Origin of the sequence: Archangium violaceum (assembly GCF_016859125.1) — a bacterium.
Classification (GTDB): Bacteria; Myxococcota; Myxococcia; order Myxococcales; family Myxococcaceae; genus Archangium; species Archangium violaceum_A.
The window spans coordinates 6,316,407-6,336,992 of the sequence record NZ_CP069338.1; the positions used below are offsets into that span (position 1 = coordinate 6,316,407).

Annotated in this window: 18 protein-coding genes; 12 read left to right on the forward strand and 6 right to left on the reverse strand. The window is 67.7% G+C overall.

Annotation, left to right across the window (positions count from 1 at the left end; genetic code table 11):
• Positions 1-262 precede the first annotated feature (262 nt).
• The 3 genes from JQX13_RS27025 to JQX13_RS27035 are packed head-to-tail and all read right to left on the reverse strand — an operon-like array spanning position 263 to position 5,206.
• The gene (locus JQX13_RS27025) at positions 263-1,603 is read right to left on the reverse strand and encodes a hypothetical protein (RefSeq protein ID WP_203411784.1); all 1,341 of its coding nucleotides are present in this window, start codon (positions 1,601-1,603) and stop codon (positions 263-265) included.
• Entirely contained in the window at positions 1,600-3,942 is a 2,343-nt protein-coding gene (locus JQX13_RS27030) for a hypothetical protein (RefSeq protein ID WP_239015212.1), read from the reverse strand. Before JQX13_RS27030 ends, JQX13_RS27025 begins: the two co-directional genes overlap by 4 nt.
• Complete coding sequence (locus JQX13_RS27035) at positions 3,932-5,206, reverse strand: hypothetical protein (protein ID WP_239015214.1); 1,275 nt, start codon at positions 5,204-5,206, stop codon at positions 3,932-3,934. The genes JQX13_RS27030 and JQX13_RS27035 overlap by 11 nt, the downstream gene beginning before the upstream one ends.
• A 467-nt stretch (positions 5,207-5,673) precedes the next feature.
• On the opposite strand from JQX13_RS27035, the gene JQX13_RS27040 reads away from it, so the two are divergent.
• The 9 genes from JQX13_RS27040 (at position 5,674) to JQX13_RS27080 (ending at position 15,338) form a co-directional block, all read left to right on the forward strand.
• Entirely contained in the window at positions 5,674-6,540 is an 867-nt protein-coding gene (locus JQX13_RS27040; RefSeq protein ID WP_203411786.1) for a hypothetical protein, read from the forward strand.
• Positions 6,541-6,956: 416 nt separating this feature from the next.
• Complete coding sequence (locus tag JQX13_RS27045; protein WP_203411787.1) at positions 6,957-7,646, forward strand: hypothetical protein; 690 nt, start codon at positions 6,957-6,959, stop codon at positions 7,644-7,646.
• 143 nt (positions 7,647-7,789) lie between these two features.
• The gene (locus JQX13_RS27050) at positions 7,790-8,503 is read left to right on the forward strand and encodes a hypothetical protein (RefSeq protein WP_203411788.1); all 714 of its coding nucleotides are present in this window, start codon (positions 7,790-7,792) and stop codon (positions 8,501-8,503) included.
• A 5-nt stretch (positions 8,504-8,508) separates the two neighbouring features.
• Positions 8,509-9,680 (forward strand): IS3 family transposase gene (locus JQX13_RS27055; RefSeq protein ID WP_203411789.1). Its coding sequence is split into 2 segments (ribosomal slippage): positions 8,509-8,764 and positions 8,764-9,680, totalling 1,173 coding nucleotides; the frame shifts between segments, so codons are not numbered across the junction.
• A 199-nt stretch (positions 9,681-9,879) separates the two neighbouring features.
• Positions 9,880-10,203: a hypothetical protein gene (locus tag JQX13_RS27060; RefSeq protein WP_239015216.1), complete on the forward strand. Its 324-nt coding sequence runs from the start codon at positions 9,880-9,882 to the stop codon at positions 10,201-10,203.
• A gap of 24 nt (positions 10,204-10,227) precedes the next feature.
• Positions 10,228-10,431: a hypothetical protein gene (locus tag JQX13_RS27065; protein ID WP_203411790.1), complete on the forward strand. Its 204-nt coding sequence runs from the start codon at positions 10,228-10,230 to the stop codon at positions 10,429-10,431.
• 87 nt (positions 10,432-10,518) lie between these two features.
• Positions 10,519-11,958 carry an IS1380 family transposase gene (locus tag JQX13_RS27070; RefSeq protein ID WP_203410758.1) on the forward strand — a complete coding sequence of 480 codons (1,440 nt, stop codon included), beginning with the start codon at positions 10,519-10,521 and terminating at the stop codon, positions 11,956-11,958.
• Between the two features lie 576 nt (positions 11,959-12,534).
• Entirely contained in the window at positions 12,535-12,834 is a 300-nt protein-coding gene (locus JQX13_RS27075; protein WP_203411791.1) for a hypothetical protein, read from the forward strand.
• 83 nt (positions 12,835-12,917) lie between these two features.
• Complete coding sequence (locus JQX13_RS27080) at positions 12,918-15,338, forward strand: PAS domain-containing protein (protein ID WP_203411792.1); 2,421 nt, start codon at positions 12,918-12,920, stop codon at positions 15,336-15,338.
• A 13-nt stretch (positions 15,339-15,351) separates the two neighbouring features.
• Here the strand turns inward: JQX13_RS27080 and JQX13_RS27085 are convergent, their stop codons facing one another.
• Entirely contained in the window at positions 15,352-16,485 is a 1,134-nt protein-coding gene (locus JQX13_RS27085; protein ID WP_203411793.1) for a tetratricopeptide repeat protein, read from the reverse strand.
• A gap of 200 nt (positions 16,486-16,685) precedes the next feature.
• Between JQX13_RS27085 and JQX13_RS27090 the strand changes: the two genes are divergently transcribed.
• Positions 16,686-17,180 (forward strand): endonuclease V, encoded by a 495-nt coding sequence (locus tag JQX13_RS27090; RefSeq protein ID WP_203411794.1) that lies wholly within the window; start codon positions 16,686-16,688, stop codon positions 17,178-17,180.
• A 16-nt stretch (positions 17,181-17,196) separates the two neighbouring features.
• Here JQX13_RS27090 and JQX13_RS27095 read toward each other — a convergent pair whose 3' ends face one another.
• Both JQX13_RS27095 and JQX13_RS27100 read right to left on the reverse strand, forming a co-directional pair.
• On the reverse strand, positions 17,197-18,324 hold the full coding sequence (locus JQX13_RS27095; RefSeq protein ID WP_203411795.1) for an ArsA family ATPase: 1,128 nt from the start codon (positions 18,322-18,324) through the stop codon (positions 17,197-17,199).
• Entirely contained in the window at positions 18,321-19,241 is a 921-nt protein-coding gene (locus JQX13_RS27100; protein ID WP_203411796.1) for an ArsA family ATPase, read from the reverse strand. Before JQX13_RS27100 ends, JQX13_RS27095 begins: the two co-directional genes overlap by 4 nt.
• A gap of 170 nt (positions 19,242-19,411) precedes the next feature.
• Between JQX13_RS27100 and JQX13_RS27105 the strand changes: the two genes are divergently transcribed.
• Both JQX13_RS27105 and JQX13_RS27110 read left to right on the forward strand, forming a co-directional pair.
• The gene (locus JQX13_RS27105) at positions 19,412-19,711 is read left to right on the forward strand and encodes a hypothetical protein (RefSeq protein WP_203412225.1); all 300 of its coding nucleotides are present in this window, start codon (positions 19,412-19,414) and stop codon (positions 19,709-19,711) included.
• A 9-nt stretch (positions 19,712-19,720) separates the two neighbouring features.
• The gene (locus tag JQX13_RS27110) at positions 19,721-20,533 is read left to right on the forward strand and encodes a ParA family protein (protein WP_203411797.1); all 813 of its coding nucleotides are present in this window, start codon (positions 19,721-19,723) and stop codon (positions 20,531-20,533) included.
• Positions 20,534-20,586: the final 53 nt, after the last annotated feature.

Here is a 20,586-nt window from a genome sequence, read left to right on the forward strand (position 1 = left end):
AGCACGCGCAATGAGCCAGCCCTGTCTAACGGCGTTCGAGCCGGGAGAGCGTAGAACAGGGGAGGGCAACTCGGACACACGCCGCTCGAAGCAAGGGCCACAGGGGTGTACCACCTGGAGCTGCGCGAGAAGTTCGCCCCTAAGCGGTGGGTTCACCTTCCCGCGGTGAAGTCCAACCGGTCAGAGGTCCTCAGTCAGGTGATCGCCTGTTTGGACCACGGACAACCCGAGCAGGGACATCTCCAGAGTTCCCCGCTGGTGGTCAGCTCCTGTGCCGCTCGGCCACGCAGTAGAGGTAGGTGAGGGAGTAGTCCAGGAGCGACTGTCGCGAGCGCATGTAGTTGCGGGCCCGGGCGAAGGGAAGCCACACGCGGTTGCCCACGAGTACCTGGGCCTCCTCGAGCTTCTGGCGCGGAATCCACTTGCCGCCCAAGTTGCGCACCAGCACCTCACCCAGGTACGCGCCAATGGCTGGCACCGCGTGCTCGTCGATGGCTTCGCGCAGGCGGCTCTTCGGAAACTCCTCGCGCCAGAAGTAGAAGTCGGCATCCGTAAGGGACTCGGGCGTGGCCTCGAAGACGGAGGGCACCTGCGAATGCAGCAGCGCCACAAGGTGCTCGGCGTACAAGCTGTACTGCTGGAGAGCGCGCTCCACATTCTCCACGTCTGGTGGCAGGGCGGAGTCAGCAGGGCGCCACTCCTCGGGCTCAGGAGGGCACCACGCGTTGAGTTCGGCGATCCTGCGCTGACGCTCGTAACTCGCGGCGCCGTCCACCACCCGGGAGAGAAGCGAGGCCATCTCCGGGTGGAAACGGGGCTCCACAGGGGCGAGCATGGCACTGCGCTCATGCAAGGTACGCAGCACGGTGTCAAAGTCGAGATCCGGCCGGAGGTGGGCGTGAGCGCGGGCCTGTGCGAGCCGCGCCTCCTTGCTGGCGAAGTCCGCCGCAGTGGGCCACGTCACCAGCAGGACGGAGCCGTTGGGCAATTCCTCCACTCGGTGAGCCGGCGTGGACAGCATGCGCTCGCGGCCGACCGTTTCCACCAGCTTGGCGCCGAAGACGTTGAGCCAGAACACCTCGTAGATTTTGTCGAAGCCGTCTCTACGCCGGGTCTCGTCGTCGCGGCCGAAATTGGGCGAGTCCGTAAAATGCGTGTCATCAGTGCTGTGGGCCTTCGCATACGTAACGGGATAATGGGAGGCCCAGGCGCGCACCATTTCCACGAAGCGGTGGCAGCGATCCGCCTCCGCAAAGACGGAGAGCGGCTTCACGTTGACGAAGAATCCCAGATTGGGAGGTAGCGGCGGAAACCAGAGACTGATGGACATGTCCAATGCGGGCCACTTGGTCCGATAAAGTTCGAGCCCCGATGTTCTTTGGCCGCGTTTTTCTTCCAGGGACTTCCAGACGGCGGCGCGGGAGTATTTGCGGCGCCGCTTGCCTTCAACGACGTCCGGCATCCACCCGTCGGCGTACTCCTCAAGTGCCTGGAGAAAGGGCTCCAACTGTCCCTCCAGCGCCGCCTGCTGGTCGAAGACAGTGTCGAAAGCAAGTCGGAGATAATCCTCGTCCTTCATGCCGTGAAACTTCAGCACCTTCATTGAAACACCACCTCGACTCCCGGAACCGCTGCCCTGGTTTCGTCCACGGCTCCCCTTAACAACTCCACATCCTTGGGCATGAGTTTGCCCCCCTCGTAGATGAGGCGGACTCTCGTGACCTGCACCTCGCCGCTCCCTGGAAAGAGGGACTGGAGGGAGTCACGGCGGATATCCAGCCTCTCGCCATATTTCTGTAGGGCCTCGCTCGCATCCTCAATCATTTGAGCTTTCAAAGCTCCTTCCCCCAGCCCCGAGAGGTCGCGGCTCTTGAAGCTGAACGACTCCACGCGCCGTGGCCCTCCGCCAACTCCTCCCTCTTCGATGACGAGCACATCCGCGAAGCGCAGGCCGGTGCCCGGCTTCCTCACGCCCACCTGGATTTCGATACGCGGCCTGTCGAAGTCCCCGAGGAAGCTGCGCTGAGCCCGAGGCTTCTTCGCGTCCGCTTGCAGCAGCCTCACCATGTCGCGCTCGAAGGCCAGCCCCCGGGCAAACCATCCGCGCAACTGCTCGTAAGGCGCCCACTTGAGGGGGCCCTCGGCGGCCGTGCCACTCTCCACCTCTTTGAAGCGCTTGTTGTAGTACTCCACGTACTCGCGCCAGCGCGGGCTGCCCTGGGCCTCGGGCGGTGGGGCTTCGAGGGCGGGGCGGTGCTGCTCCAGCACCTTCACGTCCTTGGGCAGGCGCGGGCCCGTAGCCTCGAGCTCCGCCGCCGCCAGCTTCGCCTCCACCACCTCCCGCGTGTGGCCCACCCCGTCATCCACCAGCGCGGCCAGGGTGCCCTGGCCCTGCGCAACGGGGGCTTTCTTGGGAGGAGAGCGCGCGGCGTCATCCGCCGCGGTGGCGGCTTCTCCAGCGCCTGCCCCACTCTTCGCGGGAGGGGAGCCCGTGGCCCCAGGCCTGGCCTTGGACATGAGCGGCCTGGCCTTGGCCACATTTCCCCGAGCCTCGTATAGCGCCAGCGCCGCGTCCGCCCCGCCCACGGCCACGAAGCGCCCTGCCTCACGGCTCTCCCGGATGTAGCCTGCCAGGTCGCGCAGGCCTTGGAGGTTCATCACCCCTTGGAGCTGCCGCGCCGTCTCGGTCAGGGCCCGAAGCCGTGCTTCCGCGGCTTCCGCCCCGGTGCGCAGGCGCAAGCGCACGCCCGCGGCGCCTTCCCCCTTGGCGAGGTAGCGCACGCCCTTGTAGCCCCCGACGAGGGCCAGCACCAGCGCCGGCGCCGCCTCACGCGTGCCCTCCTCAATCTCGCCGTTCCAGAGCAACCACACGCCATGACCGGAGGTGGCGATAAAGTGGTAGCTGCCCAGCGGCACACCAAAGGTGACGTGGTCAAACGCACTCACCGCCATGTCGTCCGCCGAGGCGTTGAGCACCAGCTCCTTCTCGGCCTTTTGGAGGGCCTCCTGGTACTCCGGCGGCAGCTGGCCTCGTATGGGGAAGAACGCGAAATCCTGCCCGTCTATGGCCGCAGGTGAGCTGGAGAGCGTGTCCTCGCTAAGCCCGCGAATACCTCGGCCCCATTGTTCAAGTTTGGAGCCGCGCTCCACACGGGCCGTGGGCTTCAGTCCCCGCTTCTCCAGTGCGGCCTGGAAAGCGGGCAGCCGCTTGAGGACTTCCTCCAGCCGCCTCTCCTGGGCCAGCAGGAAGAGAATCTCCCTCAAGTCATTGTCGTAGGCCGAGTCGACGACGTAGACGGAGAGGACCTGCGCGTTGAGGCGTCCATAGGCTCCGGGGGCCTTCTGGAGAAGAGAGGCGCGCTTCTGGTTGAGCAGGTGGGCAACGTCCTCGCGCGGTGGGCCCAGGGCGCCGAGTCGTACGGCGCGCCAGTCATCCAAGGCCTCCAGCAGCCGGGGCATGTCCACGCGCTCCTGCAGGGCGAGGACTTCCCCAGGAGAAGAGCACGAAAGGAAGGGGGCGAGCAGTGCCTCCTTGTCCCAGGAGGAAAAATCGGGCCAGCCCGGGGGCACGGCCTGCCCTCCGCACGAGGGCGGCTCCTGCGGGGAAGGCCCCGCGCTGGGCTCCTCGGACGCAGGCGCCTCGCCCGAGCTCGCCAGGGCAGCCTCCGGGCCCAGTCCACGGGCGCTTCGGCGGCGGTGCAGCCGCTCCTGCGCGCCCATTTCGGCGGAGAGGGCGTGCTCGCCCAGCTCGGTAGACGCAAGAGGGGAGGGTGCCTCGAGCGCGGGCGTACTGGCCCCCACTTCTCGCGACATGGAGAGCGCGCGGGGGCCCTCCGAGGTGCTGCCGCCCTGTCGCGGCGCCAGCGTTACGCAGCCGGTGGAGAGCAGCACGGCGCCCAGCAGCAGCGCCGCCCTCCTGAGCGCCAGGGCCTCAGCGCGCATTGTCCATCCCCAGGCCCAGCGAGGCGAAGGCACCCGGGCGCAATGCCCCGTCCGCCTCCGCAAACAGCAGCGTTCCGCCCTCGGCCAGCACGTACAGCTTGTGGCCGAAGCGCCAGCGCACCTGGCCCGAGTACAGGTGGCGTGCCCCTGGCTGGCCCATGCCCAATGCCAGCCCATTTAGGGCCACTTCCAGGTTACGGTTGGCCAGCTGCGCCGTGAGGCGCCCGTCCACGTCCACCCGGCCCCAGCCAAACACCTCCGCGCCCAGGGAGAGGGACAGGTGACGTTGCAGCAGCCCGCCCAACCGTACCCCATCCCAGGCCACCACGGCCTCGGCGTAGGTGGAAAACCCGTTGGGGAAGGGAGCCTGCGCCTGCGGCAGCCCGGGTGTGCCCACCGCGCTCAGGCGCCCCAGCTCGTAGTCCGGGCCGAAGTACCCCTGACGAAAGCCACCCTGCTGTCGCCGCACCTCCAGCCGCAGCTTCATGTCCAGGGTGGGGGAGAGGGCATCCGCCCCCACGCCGACAACCGCCCCCCAGGCGCCGCCCACACCCGGGCGGCCTCCCCAGCCGCCCAGCACGTGCAGCTCGAAGCCCGGGCGCACCACCACCACCGCTGTCCCGTCCAGGTGGGCCAGCGTCACCGGAGGAGAAGCGCCTCCGGCCCTGCCCCAGTCATGCACTGCTGACAGCCCCAGGGTGTAACGGCCCCGCTGCCGTGGCGGGCCGGTGAAGAGGTGCTGCAAGTCCACCTCGGCCTGGGCGCCCATGAGGCGCGCCCCCAGCACGTCCGAGGCGAAGGCCTCCACGTAGAGTGGGCCCACGGTGCCAGTGAGGGAGGCACCCGCCGGGTGGTAGTCCGGGTTGGCCCGGTTGGAGTAGCGGCGCACCAGGTGCCCGGACAGGAGGCTGTAGCCCTCCAGGGCTCCCACCCACAGTCCCACCGGGGCCGTGTCCGAGCCCAGCTTGAGGGCATGCACCAACTGGCCCCAATCCGAGAGGCTGTCCCAGTCCTCCCGGCGCACCAGCCCGGCCCCCACCTCGCCGCCCGCCAGCCGTAGCCGCACCGGGGCGCCCATGTTGAGGCCGAACGCCTCACCCTCGGCCACCACCAGCATGGGTGTCACCTGGGCGTAGCTCACCACTCCGCCCACGCCGTCGCCTGGCAGCAGCGCCAGCCCGGTGGCCTCCAGGCGCGTCAGGTAGCGCCACGTGGCGTAGGAAGCTGGCAGTGAAGCCTCGCTGTCGGGCGAGGGAGAATCCATTGCCCCGCCCAGTGCTGGACAGAGGCACAGCAGCATCACGGCCCACGGGTGAGTCCTCATCGTGCGCGCCCTCCGGAAGCCCCCAAGCGGCGGCGCCCAAGCAAGCAATACCCGCTCACTCCGACAGGACCACTATCACACATGGCAATCCCCTGCCTTCTTTCCGGGTAGGCCGGGCACGCGCTATCTTCTTGGGCGGTTGTTCTTCCAAGGGGCCCCGGAAGGGACTGAGGCCACGCGCTCGTCACCGGGAGACGCCCCGCCCGGGACAGTGGCGGTTCGCGCCGCCATGTCGTGTGCCAGCGGACTGGAGGAGTTGGCGCCAGGCGGACACGGCGCTCTACCAGCAGCAGGCGCGCCAGCTCTTGAGCACGGCTCACGGGCGGGGACTCGCTTGCCGTGGCGAAGCCCCTTCCGTCGCCTACGCCGTTCTCCCCATCTTTGAGGGCCACGCGTACCATCACGAGGTGACTGACACCCAGCCCACCATCGCGCAGGAGGTTGAGCGCTACCTCCGCACCGGCAACACCGACCCGCATCACACGGCATGGCCGGGAGGTTTCCTCGAGAGCGCCCAGCGAGCGCACAACGACCTGCGAAACGCGCTCGTCAGCGAGGTGAAGCGCCTCGCTGCAGGCCGCACGCCTCGCCCGGTGCCGGAGGTCGGCACCGTCGCACTCACTCGCCAGAAGGTCGAGCCGATGGTCCGAGGCCTTTTCCCAAGAGTGGAGCAGGACGCCGTTCTGGCCATGCTCGAGAAATCCGTCGTGTTCCTCACGAGCGACAACATCGAGCGACTGCTGCGCGAGCACGCCTACGACAGCTCGGCCTGGGACCTGGCGAATCTCTACCTCGCGAGCCTCGGCGCGGAACTCCTCGGGGAGGAGGCGCCGCTCATAGTCGGGCTCAGCGAGGCGACGACGTGCTACGTGTCCCCAGAATACTTCGCCGGGAACGAGCCCTTCGCGGACTTCATCGTCCACGAGGCCGCGCACATCTTCCACAACTGCAAGCGCCGTACGGTGGGCCTCCCCGAGACCCGCTGGCGGGAGTGGCTGCTCGACATCGAGTTCCGCAAGCGCGAGACGTTCGCGTACTCGTGCGAGGCGTACTCGCGCGTGCTCGAGCAAGCGTCAACCGCGTCCGAGCGGCGCCAGCTCGCCGCCGACTTCGGCGCGACGGTGCGAATCTCCGACGAGCGCGTGGATGCGGCCGAGGTGGCGGAGATCATCCGCGAGGCGGCGGCAGCCCGGAACGGCTGGAAGGTCATCCTCGGGCGATGCGCTCCCATCCGCCGTCCGCTCTCGAGCCTCTCGATTTCTAGAGCGACGTGACGACGCTGGTGCGCGTGTCGCGCTGAGGGCCTTATGGGGCTCTACGCACCTGCCATGGGTCTCCTCGGTGGACTGGGAGTCCAAGGGCGTGCGGTTCGCACCGGTGCGCCTGGTCCCTCGAACGCGCGCCGAGGCGGTGACGCGGGAGCAGTAGAGCCCCGCCGCCTTGGGCGGAGGACTGGATCAGGCCGGCGCAAGCACTGGGAGCCTCCCCTCGACGGAGCTATCAGCTCCCGTCGTGACATGACGTGAGTTGTCACAGGACACAGCGGGTCCTGGAAGGGGGGCGCGCGGCAGGTGTACTACCTGACGCGCATGAAGATATAAGACGAGGATCCCGACGCGCTGGGAGCCTGGCTCGACGGTTGGCGACCGAACGGCTTCCACATGGTCCGAGCCACGACGGCGTTCGACCGATGAGCCAGCGCGAGAAGATGCCCCGGATCGACCGCGCGAAGGTGCGCGCCCATGCCCACAAGCTCGATGGCACCGGGCTCCGTGTCTGGCTGGACCGCGCCATCGGCCTGCTGCCGGATGAGGCCTTCCCCGAGCTCGTCGCCAACTACGTCCGCCTGGAGGATGTCGTTGCGGACGGCCGGGCAGAGCCCGGCCTGCTTCACAGCATCCGTCGCTTCCATCGCGAGAGCCTCGCCGGCCGCTACTACCAGGACTTCATGGTGAGCTCGCGCAACTTCATGGAGAAGTCGCGTGGCACCGAAACCTTCATCGCGGAGCACTCGCGACTGCTCGATGCCTGCATGAGGGCAGAGCGAGCAGGCGACGTCGACACGGCCCGCGAGGGGCTTGGTCTTCTCATCGACCTGATGCGCCAGATCGACCGCTGCGAGGTCAACATCGTCTTCTTCGCTGACGAGGCCGGCTCATGGCAGGTCGGCGTGGACTGGGCAGAAGTGCTCCCGGCCTGGTTCCGCAGCCTCTCACCTGCCACCGACTCCTACGACTGGGCTGAGGCGGTGGTCGAGGCGCTCAACGACTTCGCGGGATACCAGATGGAACCCCTCCTCGCGGCCACCCGCAACATCGCTACACCGGAACAACGAGAGGCCCTGGCGGAGTACGACGGCAACCTGCGCCGGAGAAGGTGAGTGCGCCCAGACGCGACCGGTTCCTCACCTGACTTGCGCCCCAAGCTTCTTCCACTCTCCGGTCTGTTGACGCCAGACTCCTGGTCCCTGGCCCGGCGGGTGAGGCGGCCGGGGAAAGCCGAGGTATCCCAATGGGAAAATGGATGAACGTCGCCTTCGTGCAGACGGCGGATCTCGGGCGGCTCGAAGCGGCGGTGGAGCGGCTGCTCGAGGAGGCCGGGCGCCACCAGGTGCGTCCCCCGCCGCGCACGCCCGAGCCCTACGATCCGATGCAGTACGGGCATGGCGAGGACGTGCCCCGCTGGGGCCTCGCGGGCTTTCTCGCCTCGCCGGGCTGGTGCGCCCTGCGGAGCGCGCCCTACGAACTGCTCATGGAAGGGGAGGCACCGCTCCTGGCGCGCCTCACCGAGCACCTCGGCACGGTGGGTTTCCAGTACAACATCTATGATAGCACCGGGGAGTTCCTGTTCGAGGCGGATGCGAAGGGGGGCTTCGAGCAGTCGGGCCTCGGCGGCAGCCACAACTGGCAGCGCCTGTGGCGAGGAGCGGAGCCGCCCATGGAGCGGCTGGAGGTGTGCTTCCGACGCGTCGACCCGGGCCCCGCAGCCCGGTTCGCTCGCGAGCGCTGGCCGGATCTGTGGGTGTCAGAGATAGCCTCTTCGGGGCCAGAGGAAGAGGAGCTCCGAGCATGGCTCGCAGCCGTGGGCGGAGAGACATTCACGCGCCAGTACCCCCGAGGGAGCCTCACCCGGTGGCGCGCCCACCCGGCCCACGTGGTGCTCGCGATGGTGGCTGGCCAGGATGAGCCTGCCCCGGTTTTGTGGACACACCTCATAAGTCGGCTACACAGGAGGTAGTGTTCATGGAGCGAAGGAAGAGGCGGAGTTTCACCCCGGAGTTCAGGGCCGAGGCGGTCCGACTGGTGCGCGAGGGCAGCAAGAGCCTGCCCCAGGTGGCCAAGGACTTGGACCTGACCGAGTCAGCCCTGCGCAACTGGGTGCGCGAGGCCGACGGAGGCGATGGCAAGGAGTCGGCAGGTGCACTCTCCACGGCCGAGCGGGAGGAGTTGGTGCGGCTGAGCAAGGAGGTGCGTCATCTGGAGATGGAGCGCGACTTCCTAAAAAAAGCGGCGGCCTTCTTCGCGAAGGAGACCTCGAGGTGAAGTTCGAGTTCATCGACGCGGAGAAGGCCCACTTCCCTGTGGACTTCATGTGCGAGCAGCTGGGTGTGTCGCGCTCGGGCTACTACGCCTGGAAGGAGCGCCCGGAGTCCGCGCGGGACAAGGCGGACCGGGCCCTGGCCGAGGAGGTGACGCGGATACATCGCGACAGCCGCGGCACGTACGGCAGTCCTCGCGTCCACGCGGAGCTGCGTGCCCGGGGGCAGCGCGTGAGTCGAAAGCGTGTGGCCCGGCTCATGAACGAGCACGACATCGCTGCTCGCAAGAGACGGCGCTTCGTGCGCACGACGGACTCCCGCCACAACCAGCCCGTTGCCCCCAACATCCTCGAGCGCAACTTCTCCCCCGGCCAGCCCAATAGCACCTGGGCCACGGACATTACCTACGTGGGGACGGGGCAGGGCTGGCTCTACCTGGCCGTCGTCATGGACCTCTTCTCTCGCAAGGTGGTGGGCTGGTCCATGAGCGAGAACATCGACCGGCACCTGGTGCTCAACGCCCTGGACATGGCCCTCGAGGGACGCCAGCCACCGCAGGGGTTGTTGCACCACTCGGACCGGGGCAGCCAGTACGCCAGCACCGACTACCAGCAGGCACTGGCTGCTCGGGGCATCCAATGCAGCATGTCGCGCAAGGGCAACTGCTGGGACAACGCCGTGGTGGAGAGCTTCTTCAGCAGCTTGAAGCAGGAGCTCGTCTACACCACCGCCTTCGCCACGCACGAGCAGGCCCGGCTGGCCCTCTTCGAATACATCGAGGTCTTCTACAACCGCCAGCGGCGGCACTCCTCGCTGGGCTACGTCAGTCCAGTGGATTTTGAGCTTGCGGCCTTACCGCAGAAGTTGGCATCTTAACCCTACTGTCCACGTAACCGGGGCAAGCCCACAAGGACTGAGGCAATGACGTCAGTTTCCCTGTCGAAATTGATGATTCTGCTGACGGCTGTGTCGATGGCCAGCGTCGGATGTGCTCACTCGCAGCAACCGGAGCGAAAGGTCTACGTCATTTCCGAAGACGCGAGCGGAGTTGGCCCCAACGTCGAGAGCGGAACGGGTGGTGCTGGCGCAGAGGCCTACTGCAACGAACTTCAAGCCGGAGCTTCCGAGTATCGAGAAGCACTCAGAAAAGCATTACAAGCACTGCACGAGTGAATGTCTCAAGGTGTTCATGAGCTGCATCAAGGAACAAGAGGAACTGGAGCGGCAGGAGTCACAGAAGAAGGCGCTTCATTTCCCAACCATGGACGCTGCGATCAACTGGCTCGGGGATCACAAGACTGAAGTGGCACTTGGAACCGTCGTTATCGTGGGAGGCGTGGCTGCCGCCCCGTACGTCGTTGCCATACTTGGCGGTGCACTGGTTCTGGCTCCCCTGTAAGCAGGCGGCGAGCTTGGTGACAACATGGCACACACTCCAGAGTTCGATTTGGATGAGATGATCGGCGTTCTCTCTTCCGTCATCGAGAAGTATGCAGAGGACTCCAAAGAGAGGGCTGCAACCAAGATGGCTCAAGCCGCGTTGCTCTACACTCGCGACAGCAGGCAGGAGGAGGACTTCATTCGGTATTATAAACCCGCCTTATTCACGAGAGGTGCAGGAGGATGACCGGAAAAGGAGGGTGACGCGCCTGACCTCCCGAGTGGTAGAGGGGTGTTGTTCAGACATCCACCACCACAAGGCAGGAGGCGCGTCATGGGTGAAATCCTCAACGACTTCGGGCTGGAGTTCAACGGCTCCGTGAAGCTGGAGGCGAGGGCGGAGCGGTTGACGTCGGAGGCAGGTGCGGTGCTGCTGAGGGAGGTGGACGAGCGGTTGGGGCTGACGCGCTGGCTGGGGGAGATGTTGACGGACACGCGAGACGAGAAGCGGATAACCCACTCGCTGAGGGAGTTGGTGCGCACGGACCTTCTGCTGTTGGGGCAAGGGTGGAGAGACCACGACGACGCGGACGCGCTCAGGAGGGACGCGGCGTTGAGGTTGGCGGTGTCGGACAGCAAGAGCAGCGTGCCGCTGAGGGGGAAAGAGGGGGGAGCGGAGGGGTTGGCCTCACAGCCCACCTTGTCGCGGCTGACGGCCATGTTGGCGCGAGAGGAAAACCGGAAGGTGCTGCACGAGGCGCTGGTGTGGCAGACGGGGCGGAGGCTGAGGGCGCAGCAGCCCAAGGGCCAGAAGCTCAAGCAGGTGACGGTGGACGTGGACGGGTTGCCGGTGGAGGTGCATGGGCACCAGGAGGGCAGCGCGTACAACGGGCACTACGGAGTACGCATGTACCACCCGATTGTCGCCAGTCTCGCCGAGACGGGAGACCTGCTGGACGTGAGGTTGCGCGAGGGAAACGTGCACAGCGCCAATGGAGCGCTGGAATTCATCGACGAGTTGCTGGGGCGAGTGGAGAAGGAGGTGTGTGAGGTGGCGGCGGTGCGCTTCGACGCGGGCTTTCCCGAGGAGAAGCTGCTGGCGAAGCTGGAGGAGCGAGGCACGCCCTACGTGGCGCGCGTGCGCAACACCAGCGTGTTGCAGCGGGAGGCGGCGCTGCCGCGCTTCATGAATTCGGGAGTGCCGCTGGGGGAGCCGGGCACCCACCTGTACGAATGGGAGTACCAGGCGCAGGGCTGGAGCCGTGCGCGGCGCGTGGTGTTGGTAGTGCTGGAGAGGAAGGACGAGCTCTTCCCGCACGCCTTCTGGCTGGTGACGAGCTGGAGCAAGGAGCAGATGCCGGCACAGGCGCTGCTGGAGCACTACCGCCAACGCGGCACGGCGGAGGGCCACTTCGGAGAGCTCATGGACGTGCTGGCCCCGGCGCTCTCCTCGGCCAGACGGCCCAAGTCCAAGTACCGGGGGCAGCCGCCCGTCCAGCGCGCGGTGTCCATCGACGCCTTCGCCAACAACGAGGTACGCCTGTTGCTCAATGCCCTGGCCTACAACCTGGTGCACGCCGCGCGCGTGCTGATGGAGCAGGCCACGGGCGAGGGCTGGGGGCTGCTCCGTGTGCGCGAGCGGGTGCTCAAAGTAGCCGCGCGGGTGCTGTTACACGCCAGAAGAGTGGTGCTGGTCATTGGCCGGGAGTCGGCCAGCCTCTGGCAGAAGCTGTGGACGAAGCTGGGCTCGCTGAGCACAGCGCAAATCACGTAGCTGCCTGGAGTCAATTGCAGCTCACGTGTCGCACTCTCCCCACTCCCCTCTCCATCTCCTCCTGCTTGCTACCCGCTGCCCCGGGGCGGGCTTCCTCTGCCTTGTGCCCGATAACTCAACCCAACGCGCTCGACCTCAGCCTTCATGCATGTCTTGAGCCAGTCGTCGCGAATATGGTGGGATAAAGAGTTTTCTAACAAGTCATTCACTGTCGAGGTCTCTCATGAGTTCGCGACACGAGAAGACGCGGACAAGTGGCTTGTGAGTGGGAAGGCAGATCACGCGCAGCGTGTCAAAATCGCCGGTAAGGGCTTCATGGTCGTTCAACTCCCAGGAAGGCTGACTTTCATGAACGCACCTCTTCCGGAAGAGTTGGAGACGGATGAGCGGAGTTGAGCCCTTGCTCGGTCTATTCCAAGGGCGCGATGACCGAAGCGAGTTGCCGGTCGTGAAACGCGCCGCATAGCCAGGAGGGGCTTGGATGCCTGATCGCCCACGCGATCGCAAATAGAGCGCCGAGCGCGCGGGCAAGGGCGTGCAGGTTGGTCCCGGAGTGGGGACGCGTACGTGGTGGGTGTGAACTCCTGGACAGTGGCGCCTGCCCACATCTTCGATGGGGCTCGCATCCTGTCGAACGTGGGCGGCCCGGTGGCGCTTCGTGCCGATGATTGGCGTGGCACGCTTCCCCCGGGGGAAACCCTGCTCCTGCCGGCCGCGCTGGGCTCCCTCGAAGTCCAGGGGCCGGCCGATGTGTTGATGGGCTACCTCCCGGAGCTCCAGCGGGACATCCGTACCCCGCTCGAGGCCATGGGCTATCCCCCTTCCCGGATCTCGGCGCTCGGCTTCGGCGAACCAGGAGCCCTGGGAGGTCGTTGAAAGGACAACGCCCGTCACTCGCCGTGCTGGCGCCGGGCTCGGGTCCTTCGCACCTTCAGGAGGGTGAGGAACGCCCACACGTCATGACCACGGTCGCCGAATTCATCGAGAGGAACCGGGAGCAGCTCATCAAGCGCTATGCCGAGGAGGCGAGCCGGACGGAGTCCGCCCGGGGCCTCACCCAGCACGAGCTCATCAATACCTTCCCCGAGTACCTCTCGACGCTGGCGGCCATCTCCCGGCAGGGCCACCGGGGAGATCCCGTGAAGACGAAGACGCGTCTGGAGGAGACGCATATCGGCCAGCGCGTGCGGTTGGGCTACAACCAGGAGGAGGTGACGGGCGAGTACGTCGTCATGGGCCGCATCATCTCGGTCCTCTGGGAGGCCCTTCCCCTGCGGGAGCAACCCGCGCCGGAGGACACGCAGCTCCTCTTCGAGGAGCTCCGGGGGGCCATGGACCAGGTGGTCGCGACCTTCAGCGGCTACACTGCGGATGATCGGCAGCGCGAGAAGCGCTTCCTGCGCCGTCTCGATGCGCTGTCCTCCGAGGTGATTGGAAACAGCGAGCGCTCCGTGCCCCTCCACGAGCGGCTGGGCGCCTTGTTGGAGGTGGTCCAGGAGGCGATGCGGGCCGATGGCGCCGGGCTCCTGCTCGCGGATCCGAGCGGGAAGCTGCTCATTCCCACCATGTACACCGGCCGGTGGCGCGATCGGGGCGAGACCGAGCCCGTCCCGGTGGACTCATCCTCCTTCCTGGCCGAGCTGGCCTCCTCCGAGGAGCCCCTGGCCCTGGCAGACGCGGCGAGTGCCGGCCCCGCGGTGTCCGAGGGCGTGCGCCAGAGCGGCTTGCGCTCGCTGTTGGGCCTGCGGCTGTGGCCACACGGCAAGCTCCTCGGGGTGCTCTACATCGGTGTCTCGGAGATCCGGCCCTTCGAGCCCCAGGCGAGGCGCTACCTCGAGACGCTGGTGGAGTACCTCTCCGGCATCATCGAGAAGGCCCTCCTGCTGCAGCAGCTCCGGCAGACGAACGAGCGGCTGCGCAAGTCCGAGACGCTCTACCGGTTGGCGACCGAGGCCATCAGCGACGTCATCTGGGATTGGAACCTCCTGACGGACTCCATCTCCTGGAGCGGGGCGGTGGAGAAGCTCTTCGGACACTCCCGGGAGGAGCTCGGCGGGCACATCTCCGGCTGGTACGGCTCCATCCATCCCGAGGACCGGGAGCGCGTCGTCCACGGCATCCACGCGGCCATCGCCAGAGGGGAGCAGCGGTGGCGGGACGAGTACCGTTTCCTCCACCGGGACGGCAGCTACGCCCATGTCATCGACCACGGTCTCATCGAGCGGGACGCGAGCGGCAGGGCGGTGCGGATGGTGGGGGCGATGCAGGACATCACCGCGCGCAAGGCCGCGAGCGATGCGCTCCGCTCCAGTGAGGATCGGCTGCGTCTGGCGGTGCGCGCGGCGGACCTGGGCACCTGGGACTTCAATCCGGTGACGGGCGTGTTGCGCTGGGACGGGCGGTGCAGGGCGCTCTTCGGCCTGACCCAGGAGGCCGAGGTGACGTACGACACCTTCCTCGAGGGGATCCACCCGGAAGACCGGGAGCGCACGCACGCCGCCGTTCAGCGGGCGCTGCAACCGGGCAGTGGTGGTGATTACGACTCCGAGTTCCGCGCGCTGTGGCGCAAGGAGCCGGGGGAGCACTGGTTGCGCTCCACGGGCCGCGCCGTCTTCGAGGGGGGCCGGGCCGTGCGCTTCATCGGCACCGTCCAGGACATCTCCGACAGGAAGCGCCGGCAGTCGGAGGCGCAGCACCGCGCGGAGTTCGCCGAGCAGCTCATCGGCATCGTCTCCCATGATCTGCGCAACCCCCTCAACGCCATCACCCTGTCCGTCGCGGCGCTGATGCGGCAGGAGGACCTGAGCGAGCGCCAGACGAAGGGCCTCGCGCGCATCTCGGCGTCAACGGAGCGGGCGACCCGGATGATTCGAGATCTGCTCGACTTCACCCGGGTCCGGCTCGGAGGGGGCATTCCCATCGAGCGCAGGTCGCTCGACCTCCACGCCCTCTGCGGGCAGGTGGCGGAGGAGGTGCGTCTCGCCCATCCCGATCGCGAGGTGGAGGTGGTGAGGAGCGGACACGGCATGGGCGAGTGGGATGGGGACCGGCTGGCCCAGGTGCTCACCAACCTGATGAACAACGCGCTGGCCTACAGCCCCCAGGGCTCGCCCGTCCGGGTGGAGACTCGCGGCGAGGATGGGGCCGTCCTGCTCCGCGTGCACAACAGGGGCAAGCCCATCTCCCCCGAGCTCCTGCCGCACCTGTTCGAGCCGATGAGGCGGGGCTCGCATGCGGGGGAGGGGGCCAGTCGCAGCATCGGCCTGGGCCTGTTCATCGTGGACAACATCGTGCGCGCGCACGGGGGCACCATCGAGGTGCGCTCCGTCGAGGCCGAGGGCACCACGTTCACCGTGAGGCTGCCGCGGCGCGCCCCGTAGGGGAGCGCTCCGCTCAGGTGTGCGGCTCGGACCCGGCGGGCTCGGAGTCGGAGGGGAGCGGTGCCCCGTCCGTGTCCGCCAGCAACAGCGCCTTCATCTTCTCCAGGCTCTTGCGCGTCTTGTCCACGAACGCGTTCTGCGAGCCGATGCGCTCGGCCGCCTCCAGCGTCCGCTCGTAGATGTTGATGGACTTGGTCAGCAGCACCCGGACCTTCTTGCGCAGCTCCTCGCGGTAGATCTGCGCCTCCTCCGCGTCCAGCTCCCTGGGCGCCGGCGAGCTCACCAGGTGCTCGTACAGGTTCTCGTACATCGCGCCGATCTGCGACCCGGCCGCCGTCGCCCAGTGGCCGTTGCCCACCCGGATGGCCCGCAGGTAGTTGCCCTGCGCCGACAGCAGCAGCTCCGCCTTGTAGTTCAGGTCGTTGGCCAGCGCGTCGCTGCCCTTCTCCGGGTCCAGCTTCACCGCTTCGTAGTGCAGCCGGTAGATCTCCCCGATGAAGAAGTGCGCCTGCCCCGGGAAGTAGTCCTCCACCTCGTCCTTGTCCGGGAGCCCCTCGTACGTGGTGATGACCTTGCGCAGCGTGGCCTCGGCCTTCTCCGGCTGCCCGGACTCCAGCTCGCACACGCCCTGCTGCACCTGGGCCTCCAGGCGCTTGCCTACCGGCAGGTCCTCGCGCGCGGCGATCGTCCCCAGCACCTTCGCGGCGTCCGCGAAGCGCTCCAGGTGGTACTGCGTCTCCGCCATGCGGAAGGCCGCGTCGAGCGCGTCCCCCGTGCCCTTCTCCGCGTCCGCCAGCTCGGAGAAGCGCAGGTATGCCTCTTCCCACTGCTCCAGCCGCTCGTACGACAGGCCCGCGTTGTAGAGCGCCTCCTGCCGGTGCTTGCTCTGGGGGTGGAAGTCCACCAGCCGCCCGAAGTAGCGCGCCGCCCGGGCGAAGTCGTTGGCCGCGAAGGCCGACGTGCCGCCCGCGAACAGCTCCTCGTCGTTGAGCTCCGACAACTCCAGGTCCGCCGTCACCGACACCGGCTCGAAGTGGACCTCCTGCCTCGGCTTCTCCGGAGTCTCGCGCACCGCCGAGCTCGTCGTCCTACATCCCACCAGGCCCAGAACTCCCACCAACACCCACGTGCGCCAGGTGGCCGACATGTCTGTCCTCCGCTCCATCCAAATCTCGTCAGGGGCCCGCTGGGGGGCCGTCCGCGTTTCCAGTCCCCAGGGACAGCGAGGACCGTCCCGGGGTTCCCAGGCGGGCCCCAGTTTAACCTTCGCCCGCGATTCCCGCCCGTATGGCGCGCCGCCCGGCGACCGGGCCAGCGTGAAGGGTGGACACTCGGAGGAGGCGGACGATGCTGGCTTGCATGGACGTGGACTACCGGACGGAGGTCTCCGTGGCCGCCTGTGTGCTCTTCCGGGACTGGGCGGATGCCGCCGAGGCCGCGCATGTGGTGGAGCGGGGGCCGCCCGGGGAGCCCTATGAGCCCGGGCAGTTCTACCGCCGCGAGTTGCCCCACCTGTTGAAGGTGCTCGCCGCCGTCCGGGAGCCGCTGGAGACGGTGGTCATCGACGGGTACGTGTGGCTGGGCGAGGAGCGGCCCGGGCTCGGCGCGCACCTGCACGAGGCGCTCGGGAGGCGCGTGCCGGTCATCGGCGTGGCGAAGACGGCATTCCACTCCAGCCAGCTCGCGGTGCCGGTGCTGCGCGGGCAGAGCCAGCGTCCGCTATTCGTCACCGCGGTGGGGGTGGAGGCCCGCGCCGCCGCGGAGCACGTGCGGAGGATGCATGGTGCTTCACGCATCCCCACGCTGCTCAACCGGGTGGACCGGCTGTGCCGGGATTCCTGACGGAAGGGGGGCGCCCTCAAGCGGCCGGGAGCGCGGCGACCACCTCGTCACCCATCAGGTAGCGCCCGGTGCGCCACAGCGCGCCGATGTCGTGCACGTCCAGCTCGAAGCGCGGCACCTGGATGAGCGGAGTCCCCTCGCACGCGGCCTGCAGCTCGGCGATGCCCCGGGCGTCCTGCTCGGCGAGCACCGTCAGCTCCCGCAGCGTCTCCTCCACCTTCGCGCGCCGGGAGGGAATCAGGTTCTTCGCCTCTTCCCACAACCCCGGCCCCGGCATGGGGTGCACCCGGTTCACCACCACCGCCACCACTTCCATCGCGTTCTGCTTCAGCAGCCGGTGGAAGTGCATGACCTCGTCCAGGCGCTCGCGCCCCGGGCTCGTCACCAGCACGAAGCCCGTCTGCTCCGCCGCGAGCAGCTCGCGCACCCCGCGCGCCCGCTCCCGGAAGCTCTCGTTCATCGGGGCGATGGCCAGCATGAAGCCAGCGAGCTCCTGCAGCGTCTCCGTACCGGTGAACTTGGAGATGGCCTTCGCCGCGTAGCTGCTGCCCAGGCTGAAGAGTGACAGGCCGATCTTCCCCGCCGCCAGCGCCGGGGTGAGCAGCTTCTTCGCCGCCTCGTTGTCGAGGAAGTCCAGCACCCGGTTGGGCGCCTCGAGGAAGTCCAGCGCGTGCGCCGTGGGAGGCGTGTCGAGCACGATGAGCTCGTAGTCGCGCTTGGTGCGCAGCTCCCACAGCTTCTCCATCGCCACGTACTCCTGGCTGCCGGCCAGGGCGCTGGAGAGCGACTGGTAGAAGCGGTTGGCGAGGATCTTCTCCCGCTTGTCCGGTGGGGCGTGCTTGACGATGAGGTCGTCCCACGTCTGCTTCATGTCCAGCATCATCGCGTGGAGACGGGCCCGCGGCTTCACGCCCAGCGGCTCCAGGGCGGAGGCGGGGACCTCGGCCTCCACGTTGCCCAGCGCGTGCAGGCCCAGCGAGTTGGCCAGCCGCTTGGCCGGGTCGATGGTGCACACCAGGCTGCTGCGTCCGTCCACCGCCGCGCGCAGCGCCAGGGTCGCGGAGACGGTCGTCTTGCCCACGCCCCCCGAGCCGACACACACCAGGACGCGCTTCTTCGTCAGGGCCTCGGAGAGCGCGTTCATGCTCCCGCCTTCCCCGTCACCAGTGGCTCCAGGTGGCCCATCACCTGCTGGATGGCCGCCCGGTCGAAGTTGTCCGTGAAGATACGCGGCACCTGGTGCACCGGCGCGTGCAGGTTGCGCTCCAGCTTCATCTCCGCCAGCACCGTCTGCGCCGCCCGGTCATGGTGCGCCCGCGCCACCCGCAGCAGCTCCGGCTGATCCACCAGCGCCTCCAGATCGTCCTCGGTGAAGCGCTCGGGGAAGGACGCGTTGAGCACCGCCGCGTGCGTGCGCACCCGCACCTGATCCCTCAGCGCCGCGTGCAGCTCCAGCGTCTCGTTCACCGGCATCTCCTCCGGCAGCGACACCAGCACCGCCGCCGTCACCGCCGGGTCCTCGAGGATGTCCCGCATCTTCATGGCCTCGCGGGACATGGGCCCGGGCGGCACCGTCTGCAGCAGCACCTGCGGCACCCGCAGGAAGGTGATGGCGTGGCCCGTGGCCGGCGCGTCCATCACGATCGTGTCCCACAGCGGCTGGCCGTCCGGCCGCTTCTCCTGCGCGTGGTAGAGGATCTTCCCCAAGAGCACCAGCTCCTGCAGCGAGGGGATGAAGCGCAGGAAGTAACGCACCACCTTGTTCTCGAAGACCGTCTTGTAGAGGGTCTCGAAGCGCAGGACCATGAGCGCGTACTCGCGCATGGCTTCCTGGGGGCGCACGTCCACCGCCCACAGATTGTCTTCCAGTTTCGTCACCTCGGGGCCCACGGGCTCATGCCCGAGCAGGCGGCTGATGCGCTCCTGGGTGTTCACCTCGCACACCAGGGTGCGTCTGCCAGCGCGCGCCGAGCGCAACGCCAGGGCCGCGGCGATGGTGCTCTTCCCCACGCCGCCCTTGCCGGAGACGATCCACAACCTCTTGTCGAGCAGGCCGGCCATTGAGAGGCGCGAACCGTAGGGATGCCCCTCCCCCCTGTCAACGCGGACTGTTGAGTACTTGCCACGACTTGACACGTCGCGTCGCGTCCTTCCAGAGTTCGCCCGTTGTTCCGGGATTTGCCGCGGATCCTCCTTACCCCCACCCCCACGCGGAGTGAATGGACACATCCATGATCATGAACAACCCGATGGTGAAGAAGCTCGTCGAGACCGGTGAGGAGAGGGTCGGCAAGCTGACGCAGCAGCTGATGTCCAACGAGAAGTTCGTGGCGATGGTGCAGAACCTGGTGGCGCGCTCGCTGGCCGCGAAGGGGACCCTGGACAGCGCGCTGCGCACGACGCTCTCCGCGATGAACCTGCCGTCCACCGCGGACCTGGAGCAGCTGCGCAACAAGGTGGATGACCTGGAGCGGCTGCTGTCCTCGGTGGAGTCCAAGGTGGACGCGCTGGTGGCGGCCAAGAAGAAGTAGAGGGAGCGTATGCGGCGCATCGCCTTCATCAATGAGAAGGGTGGCACCTGCAAGACGACGCTGGCGGTCAACACCGCGGCGTGGCTCGCGAGGGATCGCGGGCTGAAGGTGCTCCTGGTGGACCTGGACACGCAGGGGCACGCGGGCAAGTCGCTCGGGCTGGACGTGCGCACCCTGCCGCGCAACGTCTTCCACCTGCTCACCGAACCGGCCGTGCGCCTGGAGGACGTGGTGAGGCCCTCGGCCATCGAGGGCCTGTCCGTCCTGCCCGCCTACAAGGAGATGGCAGACTTCCCCCTCATGGTGGCGAATGACGAGCGGCGGGCGCACCGGCTCGCCGAGCGGCTCGCCCCCGCCGAGGCCGCGGGCTTCGACGTCATCGTCTTCGATGCGCCGCCGTCGATGGGCATCACCACGCGCAACATCCTCGTGGCCGCCACCGAGGTGGTGGTGCCCGTGGCCCTCACGTACTTCGCGCTCGACGGCTGCGCCGAGGTGGCCGACACCGTCCGCCAGGTCGCCGAGACCGAGGGCCGTGCCGGGCTGCGCATCACCAAGGTGGTGCCCACGCTCTACCGGCGCACCGCGCTGGCCACCGCCATCCTCGAGCGTCTCAAGTCCTACTTCCCCGATGCCCTCGCCGCCACGCCGCTCGGCTACAACGTCAAGGTGGACGAGGCCCAGAGCCACGGGAAGACCATCTGGGAGTACGCCCCCCGGAGCACGGGAGCGCAGATGCTCGGCGCCATCGCCGAGGAGATCTACGACGGCGCGCCCTCGAAGGGGACGAAGCGCGGTCGGAAGACGACCCGCGTGGCGTAGCGGCGCCCGAGCCTCGCTTGACCCTCACCCCGACCCTCTCCCAGAGGGGGAGA

Excerpts from the sequence above, each read along its gene's own strand:
- JQX13_RS27025 (WP_203411784.1), bottom strand. The coding sequence starts at position 1,603 with ATGAAGGTGCTGAAGTTTCACGGCATGAAGGACGAGGATTATCTCCGA.
- JQX13_RS27090 (WP_203411794.1), top strand. The coding sequence starts at position 16,686 with ATGCTGGCTTGCATGGACGTGGACTACCGGACGGAGGTCTCCGTGGCC.
- JQX13_RS27045 (WP_203411787.1), top strand. The coding sequence starts at position 6,957 with ATGAGCCAGCGCGAGAAGATGCCCCGGATCGACCGCGCGAAGGTGCGC.
- JQX13_RS27070 (WP_203410758.1), top strand. The coding sequence starts at position 10,519 with ATGGGTGAAATCCTCAACGACTTCGGGCTGGAGTTCAACGGCTCCGTG.
- JQX13_RS27035 (WP_239015214.1), bottom strand. The coding sequence starts at position 5,206 with ATGGATTCTCCCTCGCCCGACAGCGAGGCTTCACTGCCAGCTTCCTAC.
- JQX13_RS27050 (WP_203411788.1), top strand. The coding sequence starts at position 7,790 with ATGAACGTCGCCTTCGTGCAGACGGCGGATCTCGGGCGGCTCGAAGCG.
- JQX13_RS27030 (WP_239015212.1), bottom strand. The coding sequence starts at position 3,942 with ATGCGCGCTGAGGCCCTGGCGCTCAGGAGGGCGGCGCTGCTGCTGGGC.
- JQX13_RS27110 (WP_203411797.1), top strand. The coding sequence starts at position 19,721 with ATGCGGCGCATCGCCTTCATCAATGAGAAGGGTGGCACCTGCAAGACG.
- JQX13_RS27085 (WP_203411793.1), bottom strand. The coding sequence starts at position 16,485 with ATGTCGGCCACCTGGCGCACGTGGGTGTTGGTGGGAGTTCTGGGCCTG.
- JQX13_RS27100 (WP_203411796.1), bottom strand. The coding sequence starts at position 19,241 with ATGGCCGGCCTGCTCGACAAGAGGTTGTGGATCGTCTCCGGCAAGGGC.
- JQX13_RS27095 (WP_203411795.1), bottom strand. The coding sequence starts at position 18,324 with ATGAACGCGCTCTCCGAGGCCCTGACGAAGAAGCGCGTCCTGGTGTGT.
- JQX13_RS27105 (WP_203412225.1), top strand. The coding sequence starts at position 19,412 with ATGATCATGAACAACCCGATGGTGAAGAAGCTCGTCGAGACCGGTGAG.
- JQX13_RS27065 (WP_203411790.1), top strand. The coding sequence starts at position 10,228 with ATGGCACACACTCCAGAGTTCGATTTGGATGAGATGATCGGCGTTCTC.
- JQX13_RS27080 (WP_203411792.1), top strand. The coding sequence starts at position 12,918 with ATGACCACGGTCGCCGAATTCATCGAGAGGAACCGGGAGCAGCTCATC.